This is a genomic window from Streptomyces sp. URMC 123, assembly GCF_051386515.1.
GTDB lineage: Bacteria > Actinomycetota > Actinomycetes > Streptomycetales > Streptomycetaceae > Streptomyces.
The window spans coordinates 1-16,148 of sequence record NZ_JBPQTV010000135.1 but is presented as its reverse complement, the minus strand read 5'-3'; the positions used below and the strand labels follow the sequence as shown (position 1 = coordinate 16,148).

16 protein-coding genes are annotated in these 16,148 nt (G+C 74.6%); 14 read left to right on the top strand and 2 right to left on the bottom strand.

Going from position 1 to position 16,148, the window contains the following annotated elements:
* From ACSNOD_RS17305 to ACSNOD_RS17290, 4 genes are all read left to right on the top strand, one after another.
* Nucleotides 1–752 (top strand): hypothetical protein (locus tag ACSNOD_RS17305; protein WP_436767847.1); only part of this gene is annotated, 752 nt, incomplete at its 5' end.
* The gene (gene mycP, locus ACSNOD_RS17300; RefSeq protein ID WP_436767846.1) at nucleotides 749–1,924 is read left to right on the top strand and encodes a type VII secretion-associated serine protease mycosin; all 1,176 of its coding nucleotides are present in this window, start codon (nucleotides 749–751) and stop codon (nucleotides 1,922–1,924) included. The genes ACSNOD_RS17305 and mycP, both read left to right, overlap by 4 nt.
* Before the next feature lie 162 nt (nucleotides 1,925–2,086).
* Nucleotides 2,087–2,827 carry an SseB family protein gene (locus tag ACSNOD_RS17295; protein WP_436767845.1) on the top strand — a complete coding sequence of 247 codons (741 nt, stop codon included), beginning with the start codon at nucleotides 2,087–2,089 and terminating at the stop codon, nucleotides 2,825–2,827.
* A 78-nt stretch (nucleotides 2,828–2,905) separates the two neighbouring features.
* Nucleotides 2,906–3,658 (top strand): aquaporin, encoded by a 753-nt coding sequence (locus tag ACSNOD_RS17290; RefSeq protein ID WP_436767844.1) that lies wholly within the window; start codon nucleotides 2,906–2,908, stop codon nucleotides 3,656–3,658.
* 33 nt (nucleotides 3,659–3,691) lie between these two features.
* Here the strand turns inward: ACSNOD_RS17290 and ACSNOD_RS17285 are convergent, their stop codons facing one another.
* The gene (locus ACSNOD_RS17285) at nucleotides 3,692–4,111 is read right to left on the bottom strand and encodes a DUF1844 domain-containing protein (RefSeq protein ID WP_436767843.1); all 420 of its coding nucleotides are present in this window, start codon (nucleotides 4,109–4,111) and stop codon (nucleotides 3,692–3,694) included.
* Nucleotides 4,112–4,433: 322 nt separating this feature from the next.
* Here ACSNOD_RS17285 and infC point away from each other — a divergent pair, with 322 nt between their 5' ends.
* The 10 genes from infC (at nucleotide 4,434) to ACSNOD_RS17235 (ending at nucleotide 15,563) form a co-directional block, all read left to right on the top strand.
* Nucleotides 4,434–5,084 carry a translation initiation factor IF-3 gene (gene infC, locus ACSNOD_RS17280; protein WP_436767848.1) on the top strand — a complete coding sequence of 217 codons (651 nt, stop codon included), beginning with the start codon at nucleotides 4,434–4,436 and terminating at the stop codon, nucleotides 5,082–5,084.
* 127 nt (nucleotides 5,085–5,211) lie between these two features.
* Complete coding sequence (gene rpmI, locus ACSNOD_RS17275) at nucleotides 5,212–5,406, top strand: 50S ribosomal protein L35 (protein WP_041128339.1); 195 nt, start codon at nucleotides 5,212–5,214, stop codon at nucleotides 5,404–5,406.
* 102 nt (nucleotides 5,407–5,508) lie between these two features.
* Entirely contained in the window at nucleotides 5,509–5,895 is a 387-nt protein-coding gene (gene rplT, locus ACSNOD_RS17270; protein ID WP_064068121.1) for a 50S ribosomal protein L20, read from the top strand.
* Between the two features lie 186 nt (nucleotides 5,896–6,081).
* Nucleotides 6,082–6,936, top strand: a complete 855-nt coding sequence (locus ACSNOD_RS17265; RefSeq protein WP_436767842.1) for a TrmH family RNA methyltransferase — start codon at nucleotides 6,082–6,084, stop codon at nucleotides 6,934–6,936.
* Nucleotides 6,937–6,978: 42 nt separating this feature from the next.
* Complete coding sequence (locus ACSNOD_RS17260; RefSeq protein ID WP_436767841.1) at nucleotides 6,979–8,121, top strand: ATP-binding protein; 1,143 nt, start codon at nucleotides 6,979–6,981, stop codon at nucleotides 8,119–8,121.
* A gap of 158 nt (nucleotides 8,122–8,279) precedes the next feature.
* Nucleotides 8,280–9,401, top strand: a complete 1,122-nt coding sequence (gene pheS / locus ACSNOD_RS17255; RefSeq protein WP_436767840.1) for a phenylalanine--tRNA ligase subunit alpha — start codon at nucleotides 8,280–8,282, stop codon at nucleotides 9,399–9,401.
* The gene (gene pheT, locus ACSNOD_RS17250) at nucleotides 9,401–11,929 is read left to right on the top strand and encodes a phenylalanine--tRNA ligase subunit beta (RefSeq protein ID WP_436767839.1); all 2,529 of its coding nucleotides are present in this window, start codon (nucleotides 9,401–9,403) and stop codon (nucleotides 11,927–11,929) included. The genes pheS and pheT overlap by 1 nt, the downstream gene beginning before the upstream one ends.
* Nucleotides 11,930–12,241: 312 nt before the next feature.
* Complete coding sequence (locus ACSNOD_RS17245; RefSeq protein ID WP_436767838.1) at nucleotides 12,242–13,522, top strand: PP2C family protein-serine/threonine phosphatase; 1,281 nt, start codon at nucleotides 12,242–12,244, stop codon at nucleotides 13,520–13,522.
* A 114-nt stretch (nucleotides 13,523–13,636) separates the two neighbouring features.
* Nucleotides 13,637–14,980 carry a transcriptional regulator gene (locus ACSNOD_RS17240; RefSeq protein ID WP_436767837.1) on the top strand — a complete coding sequence of 448 codons (1,344 nt, stop codon included), beginning with the start codon at nucleotides 13,637–13,639 and terminating at the stop codon, nucleotides 14,978–14,980.
* Nucleotides 14,981–15,032: 52 nt separating this feature from the next.
* Nucleotides 15,033–15,563, top strand: coding sequence for an NUDIX domain-containing protein (locus ACSNOD_RS17235; RefSeq protein WP_436767836.1), 531 nt, complete (start codon nucleotides 15,033–15,035; stop codon nucleotides 15,561–15,563).
* A gap of 70 nt (nucleotides 15,564–15,633) precedes the next feature.
* Here ACSNOD_RS17235 and ACSNOD_RS17230 read toward each other — a convergent pair whose 3' ends face one another.
* On the bottom strand, nucleotides 15,634–15,891 hold the full coding sequence (locus tag ACSNOD_RS17230) for a hypothetical protein (protein WP_436767835.1): 258 nt from the start codon (nucleotides 15,889–15,891) through the stop codon (nucleotides 15,634–15,636).
* Nucleotides 15,892–16,148: the final 257 nt, after the last annotated feature.

The window sequence follows — 16,148 nt, the reverse complement described above, 5'->3', positions numbered from 1 at the left end:
CCGCCGAGGAGGCCGCGGCCGGCGTCTGTCTCGTGCTCGGCCTCGGCCTCCTCGGCGGCGCCGCCACCGGCGGCTGGCTGCTGGCCGACTCCGCCGAACGGACCGCCGCCGCCGACACGTTCGAGGCCGCCCGCGACCTGTGGCACACCCTCCCCGTCGACACGATCTTCCCGCGCACCCTGAGCGGCGAGGGCGCCGGACCCGGCGGCGCGGACCGCGAGTGGACCAGGATCGCCGTCGCCCCCGACGGCGACTGCGCCGACGCCTTCGACCCCGCGCTGGCCACCGCCCTCGCCCCCGTCGGCTGCGAGCGGCTGCTCAGGGCCACCTATGTGGACGTCACCAGCAGCAACGTCACCACCGTGGGCCTCCTCGTCACCCGGGCCGACACCGCGGGCATGCGCGCCCTCGCCGGCCGCTTCGAGACCGAAGGGCTCGCCGCCCGCGGCGACATGATGCCCCGCACCCACCCGGCGCCCGGCACGGCCGCGGCCCGCTTCGCCGCCGAGCAGCGGGCGAGCTGGTCGATCACCGTGCTCACCGACGTACCGGCCGTCGTCTACGCGGTCTCCGGCTTCGCCGACGGCCGCGCGATCACCGACCCGCGCCCCGCCGCGGAGGCCACCGCCGCCGGAGCGACCTCCGTACCCGCGCAGGCCGGCCTCGGCCACGACGCCCGGGGCATCGCGGAGCGCGTCGCCCGGGGCTTCCGCGTGGCCGCGGCCGACGGGTCGGCGGAGGCCGCGCGATGACCGCGACCCGCCGCGGTGGGCGGGCGAGGCGTACGGGCCCCCTCGCGCTCCTCGTCGCGCTGCTCACCGCCCTCGCGCCCGTCGCGCCCGCCCACGCGGACAACATCCGGACCCAGGAGTGGGCCCTCGACGCGCTGCGCGTGAGCGAGGCGTGGAAGACCACCAAGGGCAAGGGCGTCACCGTCGCCGTCCTCGACACCGGCGTCGACGACCAGCACCCGGACCTCACCGGCCAGGTGCTCCCCGGCCGCGACCTCGTCGGCTTCGGCGCCGGGCGGGGCGACCGCCCGTGGGCCCGGCACGGCACCGCCATGGCCGGCATCATCGCCGGACACGGCCACGGCCCGGGCGGCACCGACGGTGTCCTCGGCGTCGCCCCGGAGGCGAAGATCCTGCCGGTCCGGGTGATCCTGGAGGAGAGCGACCCGGACCGCTCCCGCGCCCGCGGCCTGCGCGGCGGCGCGCTGGCCGACGGCATCCGCTGGGCCGCCGACAACGGCGCCGACGTCATCAACCTCTCCCTCGGCGACGACAGCCGCTCCGCGCACCCCGAGCCCGCGGAGGACGCCGCCGTGCGCTACGCCCTCGCCAAGGGCTCCGTCGTCGTCGCCTCCGCCGGCAACGGCGGCCAGGACGGCGACCGCGCGTCCTACCCCGCCGCGTACCCCGGCGTCATCGCGGTGACCGCCGTCGACCGCAACGGCCGGCGCGCGCCGTTCTCCACCCGCCGCTGGTACGCGACCGTCTGCGCCCCCGGCGTCGACGTCGTCATCGCCGACCCCGACCGCCGCTACTACGAGGGGTGGGGGACCAGCGCGGCCGCCGCGTTCGTCTCCGGGGCGGTCGCGCTGGTCCGCTCCGCGCACCCCGGGCTGGCCCCCGCGCAGATCAAGTCCCTGCTCACCCGCACCGCGCGGAACGCGCCGGCCGGCGGGCGCGACGACGAGCTCGGCGCGGGGACGGTCGACCCCGCGGCGGCCATCGCGGCGGGCGGCGGCCTGTCGCCCGGCGAGGGCCTGCCCAGCCCGCGGCCCTACGAGCGGCGGTACTTCGGGGCGGGCCCGGTACGGGACCGGGGCGCCGGTGGGCTCGCGGCGTGGGTCGCTCCCCTGGGGGCGGCGGGAGCGGGCGTGCTGCTGCTGATCGTGGCGGCCCGCCTGCGCCGTACGTGACCCGGGGCCGTACGGCGCCGTACGTGCCGCGCGGTCGTACGCGGTCCGTGCCCGTACGCGGTCCTCGGCCGTACGTGATCCGTTCCCGTACGTGACCGGCGCCCCGCCCGCCCCGCCGGAGGGCGCCGGACCACGGATTCCGCGGACGGATAGGGTCGGGGCGTGTCCCTCAAGAACATCCCCGACCCCGGTTTCGCGGACGACGACGGCTCCGCCGACCCCCGCCTGACCGCCGCCCTCGCCGCCTACGCCGCGGACCGCGCGGCCGAGCCGCAGGTCCTGGCCGCCCTGCCGGGCGCCCGGCTGCTCGTCCCCGTGGTCGCCCTGCTCGGTGACGTGGAGACCGGCCCGGACGGCCTGCGCCGCGAGAAGAGCAGCGACATGGCCGTGCCGACCCTCCAGGGCCCCGGCGGCCGGCGCGCGCTGCCCGCGTTCACCTCCACCGAGTCGCTGGCCCGCTGGGACCCCCAGGCCCGCCCCGTGGCCGTACCGCTGCACCAGGCGCTGGCGGCCGTGGCCCACGAGAAGGCCGACACCCTGGTGCTGGATCTGGCCGGCCCGGTGCCGTACCAGCTGACCGGCCCCGCGCTGCTCGCGCTCGCCGAGGGGCGGGAGAGCGCCGACCCGCTGGCGGACCCGGCGGTGACCGAGGCGGTGCGGGCCGTGCTCGCGGCCGAGCCCGGCGTGGAGCGGGCCCACCTCGGCCCCTCGGACGGTGCCGACGGCATGCTGGCCCTGGTGGCGGGGGACGGCGTCGACGCCCGTGAGGTCGCGCAGCGCGTGGCCACCGCGCTGGCCGCCGACGAGACGCTCCGCGCCCGGCTGGTGCGGGGCCTGGACCTGGCGCTGCTGCCGCCGGGGGCCGCCGTGGGGGCCGAGCCGGTCTACGCCCGACAGGCGTGATGTCCCGCTTCGCCCCACAATGCAGAGAGGCTCCATGATCTCTGCGAGGAGGGCGCGATGCAGACGCCAAAGAGGCAGATGCCGAGGCTCGACCTGCGGTCGCTGGACCTGAGATCGGTCGGCACCCCGACCGTGATCGCGGAATTCACCGGCACGGCGCTGCTGGTGCTCTTCGCGGTGGGCTCGGCCGTGCTCGCCGGTGAGTACATCGGCACCGTCGGCATCTCGCTGGCCTTCGGCTTCACCCTGCTGGGGCTGGCGAGCTCCATCGGACCGCTGTCCGGTGCCCACATCAACCCGGCCGTGACGCTCGGCTCCCTGCTGTCCCGGCGGATCACCGGCCGTACGGCGCTGGAGTACTGGATCGCCCAGCTGCTGGGCGGCATCGTGGGCGCCGCGGTCCTGTTCCTGATCGCCAAGCAGGTGCCGGGTCTGGAGACCCACGGCACCTTCGGCAGCAACGGCTACGGCGACCGCTCGGCGGTGCACATCAACACCGGCGGCGCGTTCCTCGCCGAGATCGTGCTGACGTTCCTGCTGGTCTATGTGTTCCTCGCGGTGACCCAGCACACCCCGGTGGCGTTCGGCGTGGCCGCCCCGGCCGTCGGGCTGGTCCTCGCCGTGGTGCACCTGGTGGGCATTCCGCTGACCGGCACCTCGGTGAACCCGGCGCGGAGCCTGGGGCCCGCGCTGTTCGCGGGCGGGGGAGCGCTCTCGCAGCTCTGGCTGTTCCTGGTGGCGCCGCTGATCGGCGGGGCGCTGGCGGCCCTGGCCTTCCGCGGCACCCACCCGGAAGTCCCGGAGGAGCCGCCCGCGGCGGCCCGGGGGTGACGAACCCCGGGCCGGCCCGACGGCGGGCGGGCCTCAGCCGAAGACGGGGCCGGTGAACTTCTCGCCGGGCCCCTGGCCCGGCTCGTCCGGCACCACGGACGCCTCGCGGAAGGCGAGCTGGAGCGACTTGAGCCCGTCGCGCAGCGGCGCGGCGTGGTACGAGCCGACCTCGGTCGCGCTCGCGGTGACCAGCCCGGCCAGCGCGGTGATCAGCTTGCGCGCCTCGTCCAGGTCCTTGTGGTCCGCGCCCTCCTCGGCGAGCCCGAGGTTGACCGCCGCCGCGCTCATCAGGTGCACCGCGACCGTGGTGATCACCTCGACGGCGGGCACCTCGGCGATGTCGCGGGTCAGCGTGTCGAAGTCGGGAGACCCGGTCGTGGGGGACCCGTCGGGGGACCCGGTCGCGGTCGCGGCGGAGTTCGGGGCGTCGGGGGCGGGGGTGGCGTCGCTCATGACCCACACGATAAGCCCGCCGAAGCGGCCCTCCGCCGGGCGGGCCCGCCCCCGCGACGTGCGGTATAGTGGCTGTACGACCGGCCGGTCACCGATGTGTCCGGCCCACAAGTGGAGGCTCCGATCTCCCACCTGGCCGCCCCGAGGGCGGCGGGTCCCCGGTCAGGCAGGTCTCCCGCCCCAGGCGGTGCGGACCGGCCCGATGCGCCCCGCGGCACGCACGCGGCGGTGCTCCCGGTTGTGAGGAGCCCCGCCTGTGTCCCGTCCGGGGCGTTTTTGCGTTCCGGTTCCGGCGGGGTCGCAGAACAGAGACGTTACGCGGCTGTCCGCCAGACAACTCGCGTGGTGCAACCGAGGAGGCCCCATCAGCGCCGAGCCCCGCATCAACGACCGGATTCGCGTCCCCGAGGTGCGACTCGTCGGTCCCAGTGGCGAGCAGGTAGGCATTGTCCCGCTGGCCAAGGCACTGGAGCTTGCCCAGGAGTACGACCTCGACCTGGTCGAGGTCGCGGCGACCGCCAGGCCGCCGGTGTGCAAGCTCATGGACTACGGCAAGTTCAAGTACGAGTCGGCCATGAAGGCCCGTGAGGCGCGCAAGAACCAGGCGCACACGGTCATCAAGGAGATGAAGCTCCGGCCGAAGATCGACCCGCACGACTACGACACCAAGAAGGGTCACGTCGTCCGGTTCCTCAAGCAGGGCGACAAGGTCAAGATCACGATCATGTTCCGCGGTCGTGAGCAGTCCCGCCCCGAGCTGGGCTTCCGACTGCTTCAGCGGCTCGCCGAGGACGTCCAGGATCTGGGCTTCGTGGAGTCCAACCCGAAGCAGGACGGCCGAAACATGATCATGGTCCTCGGTCCGCACAAGAAGAAGACCGAGGCGATGGCCGAGGCCCGTGAGGCCGCGGCGGCCCGCAAGGCGGAGCGCACCGCTCCGGCGAGGGACGCCGAGGAGCCCGCCGAGGCGTGATCCCGGGGCCCGCGCCCCGGCGATGTCCGGGGCAGCCCGCCTTGGACAGCAACCGACACATCTGACGCTCCCGTGTGCCGGTCTCCGGACCGGCTGGGAGCGCCACTGACGAGGAGAGAACGGCGCTATGCCGAAGAACAAGACGCACTCCGGTGCCAAGAAGCGCTTCAAGGTCACCGGCTCCGGCAAGATCCTGCGTGAGCGCGCCGGCAAGCGCCACCTGCTCGAGCACAAGTCGTCCAAGCTGACGCGTCGCCTCACCGGCAACGCCGAGATGGCCCCGGGTGACAGCGCCAAGATCAAGAAGATGCTGGGCATCTGACTGACCTCCCGCCCTCGGTGACGAGGGCAGCCCGACACCGGGACCCATATCGTTTTCGGGCCGTGTGAGTCCACCCACGGCCCCGCTACAAGGAGTTAACACGTGGCACGCGTCAAGCGGGCAGTCAACGCCCACAAGAAGCGCCGGGCGATCCTCGAGCAGGCCAGCGGCTACCGCGGTCAGCGTTCGCGCCTGTACCGCAAGGCCAAGGAGCAGGTCACCCACTCCCTCGTCTACAACTACAACGACCGCAAGAAGCGCAAGGGCGACTTCCGTCAGCTGTGGATTCAGCGCATCAACGCCGCTGCCCGCGCCAACGGCATGACGTACAACCGCCTCATCCAGGGTCTGAAGGCCGCCAACATCGAGGTGGACCGCAAGATCCTCGCGGAGCTGGCCGTCAACGACGCCAACGCCTTCGCCGCGCTCGTCGAGGTGGCCCAGAAGGCGCTGCCGAGCGACGTCAACGCCCCGAAGGCCGCCGCCTGACGGTGACGTCGAACCGGACGTGCTGACCGGACCCGCAGGCCCCCGGCCTGCGGGTCCGATCGCGTCCGGGGCCGGGGCAGCCGGCCCGAACCCCGCACCCACCGCGCGGCGCCCCGTAGGAGACGGCGCGGCGCCCGCCGGACCGCAACGACCGTCCGGACCGAAACGAACGTCGAAGGTGAAGCCATGGCGGCCCCCGAACTGACCTCCCTGCGATCGCCGCGCGTCGTCGCGGCCCGCCGCCTGGCCAAGCGCGCCTTCCGCGGTAAGGAGCGCCGGTTCATCGCCGAGGGCCCGCAGGCGGTCCGCGAGGCCGTCGAGCACCGCGGCGACGCCGGCCCCACCCTGATCGAGCTGTTCGCCACCGTCGAGGCCGCCGAGCGGTACGCCGACATCGTGGCCGCCGCCCGCGCCGCCGGCGCCGAGGTCCACACCGCCACCGACGAGGTCGTCGCGGAGATCTCGCAGACCGTCACGCCCCAGGGGCTCGTCGGCGTCTGCCGCTTCCTGGACCGGCCCTTCGAGAGCATCCTCGCCTCCCGCCCCCGGCTCGTCGCGATCCTCGCCCATGTGCGCGACCCCGGGAACGCCGGCACCGTGCTGCGCTGCGCGGACGCCGCCGGGGCCGAGGCCGTCGTCCTGACCGACGCCTCCGTGGACCTGTACAACCCCAAGTCCGTACGGGCCTCGGTCGGCAGCCTCTTCCATCTGCCGGTGGCCGTGGGCGTCCCCGTCGAGCAGGCCGTACGGGGTCTGCGCGAGGCCGGCGCGCGGATCGTGGCCGCCGACGGCGCCGGCGAGCGGGACCTGGACACCGAGCTCGACGAGGGCGTCCTCGGCCGGCCCACCGCCTGGATCTTCGGCAACGAGGCCTGGGGGCTGCCCGAGGAGACCCGCGCGCTCGCCGACGCGGTGGTGCGCGTCCCGATCCACGGCAAGGCGGAGAGCCTCAACCTCGCCACGGCCGCCGCGGTGTGCCTGTACGCGTCCGCTCGTGCGCAGCGTGCTTCCGCAGGGTGCCGCTCCGTCACCTCGACCTAGTAGGGTTGCCTGCCCGGGGGCGGCCCGAAAGGGGGGTGCGGGATGGATGTCAGGACATCCAAGGGCTTCGCGCCGGGCGCCGGCCCGGCCACCAGCGCGCTGACCGGCTGGTCGCCCGGGCTCACCGAGCTCGGCCTCGACCCCGACGACCTGCCCGACGGACTCGTCGTCGCCGACGAGCGGGGCCGCGTCGTCTGCTTCAACGCCGCCGCCGCCCGGATCACCGCGCTGCGCACCTGCGATGTGCTGGGCCTGCCGCTGGAGCGCGCCCTGCCGCTGGAGGACCTGGAGGGCCGCCGCTGGTGGACCCTGACCGACCCGTACGGCGGGGCGGCCACCCGGGTCGGCCAGCCCGAGCGGAGCCTGCTGCTGCCCGGCGGCCGCGAGGTGCTCGTCTCCGCGCGCTATGTGCGCACCGGCCCCACCGGCCCGCTCCACCGGCTGGTGATCTCCCTGCGCGGCGCCGAGACCCGGCGCCGTACGGAGCGCAGCCACGCCGAGCTGATCGCCACCGTCGCCCACGAGCTGCGCTCCCCGCTCACCTCCGTCAAGGGGTTCACCGCCACCCTGCTGGCCAAGTGGGAGCGGTTCACCGACGACCAGAAGCGGCTGATGCTGGAGACCGTCGACGCCGACGCCAGCCGGGTCACCCGGCTGATCGCCGAGCTGCTGGACATCTCCCGGATCGACTCCGGCCGCCTGGAGGTGCGCCGCCAGCCGGTCGACATGGAGGCCGCCGTCCGGCGCCATGTCGACGTCTTCACCGGCACCCGGCAGTGCGACGGCCGGTTCGACGTGCGGGTGACCCGCCCGCTGCCCGCACTCTGGGCCGACCCCGACAAGATCGACCAGGTGCTGGGCAACCTCCTGGAAAACGCGGTGCGGCACGGCGAGGGGACTGTCACCATCGAGGTGGCGCCCTCGTCCGCCCCGCGCGAGCGGGGCTGCGCCGGCACGGCGGTCACCGTGAGCGACGAGGGCCCCGGCATTCCGGAGGAGTCGATGAGCCGTGTCTTCACCCGCTTCTGGCGGGGCAGCAAGCGCGGTGGCACGGGCCTGGGCCTCTATATCGTCAAGGGCATCGTGGAGGCGCACGGCGGCACCATCACCGTGGGGCGGGCCCCCGGCGGCGGCGCCCAGTTCCGATTTACCCTGCCCGTGGGCACCCCGGCCTTCCTCTCCTGAGCCGGGGCCCGGCCCCGGGGCACCGCCCCCGGCCCCGCCCACGGGCGTCCCACCCTCCTCGCGCCCTTTAGACTCGACCTTTGGCACCTTTGGCAGCCTCGGCCGCCTTTGCCACGAGTGTGGGCCGCGCCACCAGCCAATCGGAAGCACGGGAAGAGATGTCGGCACCCAATAAGTCGTACGACCCTGTTGAGGTCGAGGCACTGAAACCGGAAGAGATCTCCCGGATGCGGGACGAGGCGCTCGCCGCCATCGCCGCCGCCGGGGACCTCGAGGCCCTGCGCGAGGTGAAGATCGCCCACACCGGCGACCGCTCCCCGCTCGCCCTGGCCAACCGCGAGATCGGCGCCCTGCCGCCGCACGCCAAGGCCGACGCCGGCAAGCGCGTCGGTGGCGCCCGCGGCGAGGTCGGCCGCGCCCTCAAGGCCCGCCAGGAGCAGCTGGAGGCCGAGCGCGACGAGCGGGTCCTGGTCGAGGAGGCGGTGGACGTCACGCTGCCCCACGACCGCGTCCCCGCCGGCGCCCGGCACCCCCTGACCACGCTCGGTGAGCGCATCGAGGACATCTTCGTCGCCATGGGCTACGAGGTGGCCGAGGGCCCCGAGGTCGAGGCGGAGTGGTTCAACTTCGACGCGCTCAACTTCGAGCCGGACCACCCGGCGCGCGCCATGCAGGACACGTTCTTCGTCCGGGGCGCCGACGAGAAGGCGGAGTCCGGCGTCGTCCTGCGCACCCACACCTCCCCGGTGCAGGTCCGCTCGATGCTCGACCGCGAGCCCCCCATCTACGTGGTCTGCCCCGGCCGGGTCTACCGGACCGACGAGCTGGACGCCACGCACACCCCCGTCTTCACCCAGGTCGAGCTGCTGGCCATCGACGAGGGCCTGACGATGGCCGACCTCAAGGGCACCATCGAGCACATGGTGCGCTCGCTGTTCGGCGAGGGGCTCACGACGCGGCTGCGCCCGAACTACTTCCCCTTCACCGAGCCGTCCGCCGAGCTCGACATGGAGTGCTACGTCTGCCGCGGCGCGTCGGTGGGCGACCCCGGCCGCCCCTGCCGGACCTGCTCCAGCGAGGGCTGGATCGAGCTGGGCGGCTGCGGCATGGTCAATCCGCGGGTGCTCGTGGCCGCGGGCATCGACCCGGAGAGGTACAGCGGCTTCGCCTTCGGGTTCGGCATCGAGCGGATGCTGATGTTCCGCCACAACGTCGAGGACATGCGAGACATGGTCGAGGGTGATGTGCGCTTCACCCGGCCGTTCGGGATGGAGATCTGATGCGGGTCCCGCTTTCTTGGCTGCGGGAGTACGTCGACCTGCCGGCCGGTGAGACCGGTCGCGATGTACAGGCCAAACTCGTCGCCGCCGGTCTCGAGGTCGAGTCCGTCGAGCAGCTCGGCGCCGGCCTCACCGGCCCCCTGGTCGTCGGCAAGGTCCTCACCATCGAGGAGCTGACGGGGTTCAAGAAGCCGATCCGCTTCTGCACCGTCGACGTCGGGCAGGCCAACGGCACCGGTGAGCCGCAGGAGATCGTCTGCGGCGCCCGGAACTTCACCGAGGGCGACAAGGTCGTCGTGGCCCTGCCCGGCGCCGTCCTCCCCGGCGACTTCCGGATCGCCGAGCGCAAGACGTACGGCAAGGTCTCGCGCGGCATGATCTGCTCCGGCGACGAGCTGGGCATGGGCGACGACGGTACGCACGGCATCATCGTGCTGCCGCCGGAGTACGAGGTCGGCACCGACGCCACCGAGCTGCTGGAGCTGTACGACGAGGTCCTCGACATCGCCGTCACCCCCGACCGCGGCTACTGCCTGTCGATGCGCGGCGTCGCCCGCGAGACCGCCATCGCCTACGGCCTGCCGCTGCGCGACCCGGCGCTGCTCGACGTGCCGCCGCCCAACGGCTACGGCTACCTGGTCAAGGTCTCCGACCCCACCGGCTGCGACCGCTTCACCGCCCGGACCGTCACCGGTCTGGACCCCGAGGCGCGCTCCCCGATCTGGCTCCAGCGCCGCCTTCAGAAGGCCGGCATGCGCCCGATCTCGCTGGCCGTGGACGTCACCAACTACGTGATGCTGGAGCTCGGCCAGCCGCTGCACGCCTACGACCGCTCCCGTCTCGACGGGCCGATCGGCGTGCGCCGCGCCCTGCCCGGGGAGAAGCTCACCACCCTCGACGGCACCCAGCGCGTCCTCGACGCCGAGGACCTCGTCATCACCGACAACTCCGGGCCGATCGGCCTGGCGGGCGTGATGGGCGGCGCCGACACCGAGATCGCCGACGCCACCGTCGACCCGGAGACCGGTGCCGCCCGCGGCACCACCGACGTGGTCATCGAGGCCGCGCACTTCGACCCCGTCGTCGTGGCCCGCACCGCGCGCCGGCACAAGCTGTCCTCCGAGGCGTCCCGGCGCTTCGAGCGCGGCGTCGACCCGCAGGCCGCGTCCGCCGCGGCCCAGCGCACCGTCGACCTGCTGGTGCTGCTCGCCGGCGGCACCGCCGAGGCCGGGGTCACCGAGGTCGTCACGCCCAGCGGGCCGCGCACCATCGCCCTGCGCGCCGACCACCCCGACAAGGTCGCCGGCGTCGACTACGGCCGGGAGACGGTCGTCCGCCGGCTCCAGGAGGTCGGCTGCGACGTCTACGGCCAGGACGAGCTGGTCGTCACGGTGCCCAGCTGGCGGCCCGACCTCACCGACCCCAACGACCTCGCCGAGGAGGTCATCCGGCTGGAGGGCTACGAGAACCTGCCCTCCACGCTGCCGCAGCCGCCCTCCGGGCGCGGGCTCACCGAGTCCCAGCGGCTGCGCCGCCGGGTCGGCCGCGCGCTGGCCGGCGCCGGCTTCGTCGAGACGCCCACCTACCCGTTCATGGGCGAGGGCGTGCTCGACCAGCTGGGGCTGGCGGCCGACGACCCGGCCCGCCGGACCGTGCGGCTCGTCAACCCGCTCTCCGACGAGGAGCCGTGCCTGCGCACCACGCTGCTGCCGGGGCTGCTCGGCGCGCTGCGCCGCAACCACGGCCGCGGCACGCACGACCTCGCGCTCTTCGAGACCGGCCTGGTCTTCCTGGCCGGCGAGCGGCCCGGCACCGCGGTGCGGCTGCCCGTCGACCGTCGGCCGACCGACGAGGAGATCGCCGCGCTGGACGCCGCGCTGCCCGCGCAGCCCCGGCACGCCGCGGCCGTCCTCAGCGGCGCCCGCGAGGTCTCCGGCTGGTGGGGCGGCGGCCGCCCGGCCCAGTGGGCCGACGCCGTCGAGGCGGCCCGCGCGGTCGCCCGCGAGGCCGGTGCCGAGCTGAGCGTCCGCCAGGGCCGGTACGGGCCGTGGCACCCCGGCCGCTGCGCCGCGCTGTACGTCGTGGTGGACGGCGCGGAGGAGCTCATCGGCCACGCCGGCGAGCTGCACCCGCGGGTCGTCAAGGCCCTGGGCCTGCCGGAGCGCACCAGCGCGATGGAGCTCGACCTGGACCGTCTGGAGCGGGCCGGCGGCGGCGCCGTCCGCGCGCCCCGGATCTCCACGTTCCCGGTCGCCACGCAGGACGTCGCGCTCGTGGTGGACCAGCACGTCCCGGCCGCCGAGGTCGAGGCGGCGCTGCGGGCGGGCGCCGGGGAACTCCTGGAGTCCGTGCGGCTGTTCGACGTCTTCAGCGGCGAGCAGATCGGCGAGGGCAAGAAGTCGCTCGCGTACGCGCTGCGGTTCCGCGCGGCCGACCGGACGTTGACCGTCGAGGAGGCGTCCGCGGCGCGCGACGCGGCGGTCGTCACGGCGGCGGAGCGGACGGGGGCGCTGCTGCGCGGAGCGTGACGGCCACCGGCCGGAACGCCCTGCCCCAGGGGCGCTCACGGGCCGGGGCGGGTGACCGTTCGTCTCATGCGGACGGTCGCCCGCCCCGGCCCTTCTGCGTGCGCGCCGGGCCCCCTGCGGGGCGCGGCGGCGTTGCATATATCGCACGCCGTCCCGGGGCGTTTCCTCACTCGATCGAGTGAAACGCATACCGCGCGTGGTCACCTGGGTGCGCACAGTCGCAAGAATCGATCCGGTCGTCAAGGGCCTGTTGAGCGCGCGACTTCTCCGCCCTGTCCGACCGCCTGTGAGCCTGCTAGGGGGGCCGTCGGCATGATCCGTACCAGGGCGTGGGGCGGCGCGCGCGCCGGCGCCTCCAGGGCGTGGCGGGGCTTCGTCCTCGCACTTCCGGGCCTCTGGGTGCTCGCCGTCGTCGTGTGGGAGGTGTTCTCCCCGGCCCGCGCCCAGGCCGTGCAGCTGCTCGCCGCCGCCCCCGCGATCGCCTGTGCCGGCAGTGGCCGCCGCCAGTGCGTGCTGCTCGGTGGGCTCTGCGCCGTCTTCGCCCTCGTACCGCTCGGCGCCGTCGGCCGGGGCGAGGAGTCGGCCACCCGCGTCGGCACCTGTCTCGCCATCGTTGCCGTCGTGGCGGCCAGTTATCTCACCACCGGGCGCCGGGCGCGGCTCGTCCGCGAGCTGGAGCGGACCCGGGACGTGGCCGCCGCGGCCCAGCGCGTGCTGCTGCGCCCCCTGCCGGACCGGCTCGATGGGCTGACCGTCGCCGCCGGGCACCTCTCCGCCACCCGGGGCGCGGCGATCGGCGGCGATCTCTACGAGGCGCTCGCGACCCCGTACGGGGTGCGCGTCGTCATCGGCGACGTCCGCGGCCACGGCCTCGCCGCCATCGGCGCCGTCGCCGCCCTGCTCGGCAGCTTTCGGGAGGCGGCGCACGACGAGCGGGAGCTCGCCGGGGTGCTGCGCCGCCTGGAGCGCGCCATGCACCGCCACCTGCGCGAGCGCGCCAGTGAGGAGCGGGCCGGCGAGGAGCGGGCCGGCCCCGACCGCGGCGACCCGGACGGGCCGCTCGCCGAGGAGTTCGTCACCGTGCTGCTGCTGGAGGTCGGCGAGGACAGCGAGGTGACCGCGCTGAACTGCGGGCACCCCTGGCCGTACCGGCTGTGCGGCACCGCGGTCGGCGGCCCGCCGGCGGCCCCCGTGGCCGGCGGCGACCCGCTGCCCCCGCTGGGGCCCTTCCCGCTCCCCGCCGAACTGGACGCGGTGCGCTGCTCCCATCTGCTGCCCGGCGAGGCGCTGTTCCTGCACACCGACGGCGCCGAGGACGCGCGGGACCGCGAGGGGGCCTTCTTCCCCCTCGCCGGGGTGCTCGCCGACGCCGCCCGCGCCCCGGTGGTCGTCCCCTCCGAGGTCGTGGAGAGCGTCCACTCCGCGCTGCTGCGGCACACCGGCGGCCGGCTCGCCGACGACGTGGCCCTGCTGGTGCTGCGCAACGACCGCCAGCGGCTGCCGGTCGAGCCCGCCATGGCCCCCGCCGCCGGGGTCAACTCCGCCGCCGAGCAGCGGTCGACCGGGCTCGTCCACCGGCGAATCCACCCGTAACCGCTCGGCCACTTGACACGGGGCCGCCCATCGTCTCGACCACCCGCCCGCTCACTCCCCGTGCGCGCCGCGCTCGTCTAGTCTGGCGTCACCGAGCGCTCCTGGAGGGCAGGCATGGAGCCCAATTCCTTGCTCGACGCCGTTCTCGTCGAGGCGGGCATCTCCCACGCCGGGCTGGCGGCGCACATCAATGAAGCCGGACGGGCCCGCGGGTTGACCCTGCGTTACGAACACACGGCCGTCGCGCGCTGGCTCAAAGGGCAGCGTCCGCGCGGGCAGGTGCCCGACCTCATCTGCGAGGTGCTCGGCGAGCGGCTGCACCGCGCCCTCACCCTCGACGACATCGGCCTCGGCCGCCCCGGCGGCACCGGCCTTCCCGGGCCCGGCACCCCGCTGGCCGGCTTCGTGGACCGGGCCACCGCCCTGTGGCGCTCGGACCAGCAGCAGCGCCCCCATGTCGTCAGGGCCCCCGCCCTCACCGGGACCCCCGCCGTGATCCCGGTGTGGGAGTGGGAGAACCCGCCGGAGGACGCCGACGTCTCCCGGGACGGCCGGACCAGGGTCTCCCTGGCCGACATCGCCACCCTGCGGGCCGCGCGGGCGCACTACGAGCAGATGTACCGCAAGGCGGGCGGCATCGCGACCCGCGGCCGGGTGGTGGGGTTCCTCAACGCGGAGACCGCGCCCCTGCTGCGGGGCAGCTACACCGACGCCACCGGCCGCCGCCTGCACCGGGCGGCCGGCGCCCTGGTCGCCATCGCCGGGATCTGCGCCTACGACTCCGACGCCCACGGCCTGGCGCAGCGCTACTTCCACCAGGCGCTGCGGCTCGCGAAGGCCAGCGGCGACCGGGGGCTGGGCGCGTACGTGATCGCGCTGCTGGTGAACCAGTCGCTGTTCATGGGCGAGTACCGGCAGGCGGTGGCCTTCGCCGAGTCCGCCCTGCGGGCCGCCGGCCCGCACATCACGCCCGCGCTGGCCGCCGATCTGCACGCGATGCAGGCCAAGGCGTACGCCCGGCTGGGCGACGGGGTGAGCGCGCTCTCCTGCATCCGCCGGGCGGAGAGCGCCGCCGAACGCATCCGGCTCGGCCAGGAGCCCGCCGAGACCGGCTACGTCCAGCCCGGTCTGGTCAATGTGCAGGTGGCGGAGGCGTTATTGAGCCTGGGCGATCTGGAGGGCGCCCGCGAACACGCCACGGCGGCCGTGGACACCCCGGCGCACGACCGGGGCCGGGTGCACCGGCTGGCCATGCTCACCCATATCGAGCTGCGGCAGGGTGAGGCGGACCGGGCCGTGGAAACCGCCGTGGAGATGGCCGAGCGCGCCCGGGGCATGGAATCACAGCGGCTGCGGGACCGGCTCCGCGCGGTCCGCGAGCATCTCGTCGCCAGCAAGTGCGCGGCGACGGCGCAAGCCGCCGAGCTGATCGACGGGGCGTTGCGCGTTCCGCTGTGAACACGGCCCCTGGTGCGATGTTGCCATCTCTACGGCGGAAGGTGGCAGACACGTGCGCTGGAAGAATCTCAGGGAGCAGACCGTGTTCGAGAACCGCTGGTTCCGTGTCCATCTCGCGGATGTGGAACTCCCCGACGGCCGCCATCTGGACCACTACGTGATCCGGCTGCGGCCGGTCGCCGTGGCCACGGCGGTCAACGAGGCCAACGAGGTGCTGCTGCTGTGGCGGCACCGCTTCATCACCGACACCTACGGCTGGGAGCTGGCCGCCGGTGTCGTCGAGGACGGGGAGGACATCGAGGCCGCCGCGGCCCGGGAGATGGCGGAGGAGACCGGCTGGCGGCCGGGCCCGCTCCGCCATCTGATGACCGTGGAGCCCTCCAACGGCCTCACCGACGCCCGGCACCACATCTTCTGGACCGACGAGGCGGAGTGCCTCGGGGACCCGGAGGACGACTTCGAGTCCGACCGCCGCGAGTGGGTGCCGCTCAAGCTCGTCCCCGACATGGTGGCGCGCGGTGAGGTGCCCGCCGCGAACATGGCCGCGGCGCTGCTGATGCTGCATCACGTGCGGCTGGGCTGACGGCCCGACGCGGGGGCCGGCCCGCCGTGGCGGTGCGGCCCGCCGCGGCGGACCGGGGCGGCGGGGCCGCTCAGTGCCCCGTCGCCTGCCAGACGGCCACGGCCAGGGCGCACACGCTCGTCAGGGCGGCCAGCGAGGGGATCGGCCAGCGATGGTGCTCCAAGGAGGCCACCCGGACGGTCAGATCGGCCAGATCGCGGTCGGCCTGGTCGCTGCGGAGCGCCAGGAGGGCGAGCTGTCCGTCGATCCGGGCCAGGCCCACATCGAGTGCACGGCGTAATTCCGCGAGCTCCGCGGTGTTCACGGTCTGCTCGGGTTCGGTGGTCACGGTCCGCTCTCCTTTACGAGGAGTGATGCGTGTGGGGGTCACGGACGCAGTCAACCGGTACGGGCGGCCCGGCGGGAGAGTGTGCGGGGCGAATATGCGAGCAGCCCGCGCACACCCCGTGTGAAAGCGGAGCGCGGGCCTCACTCCGCTCTTCACACCCCGTGTGAAGAGCGCACGCGCACTGGCCCGGCGCACACGCTCCCGGCGCGGTGCGCCAAGCGGTTGACTCGGTTCCGCACACCAGGGGATGGGGCCGT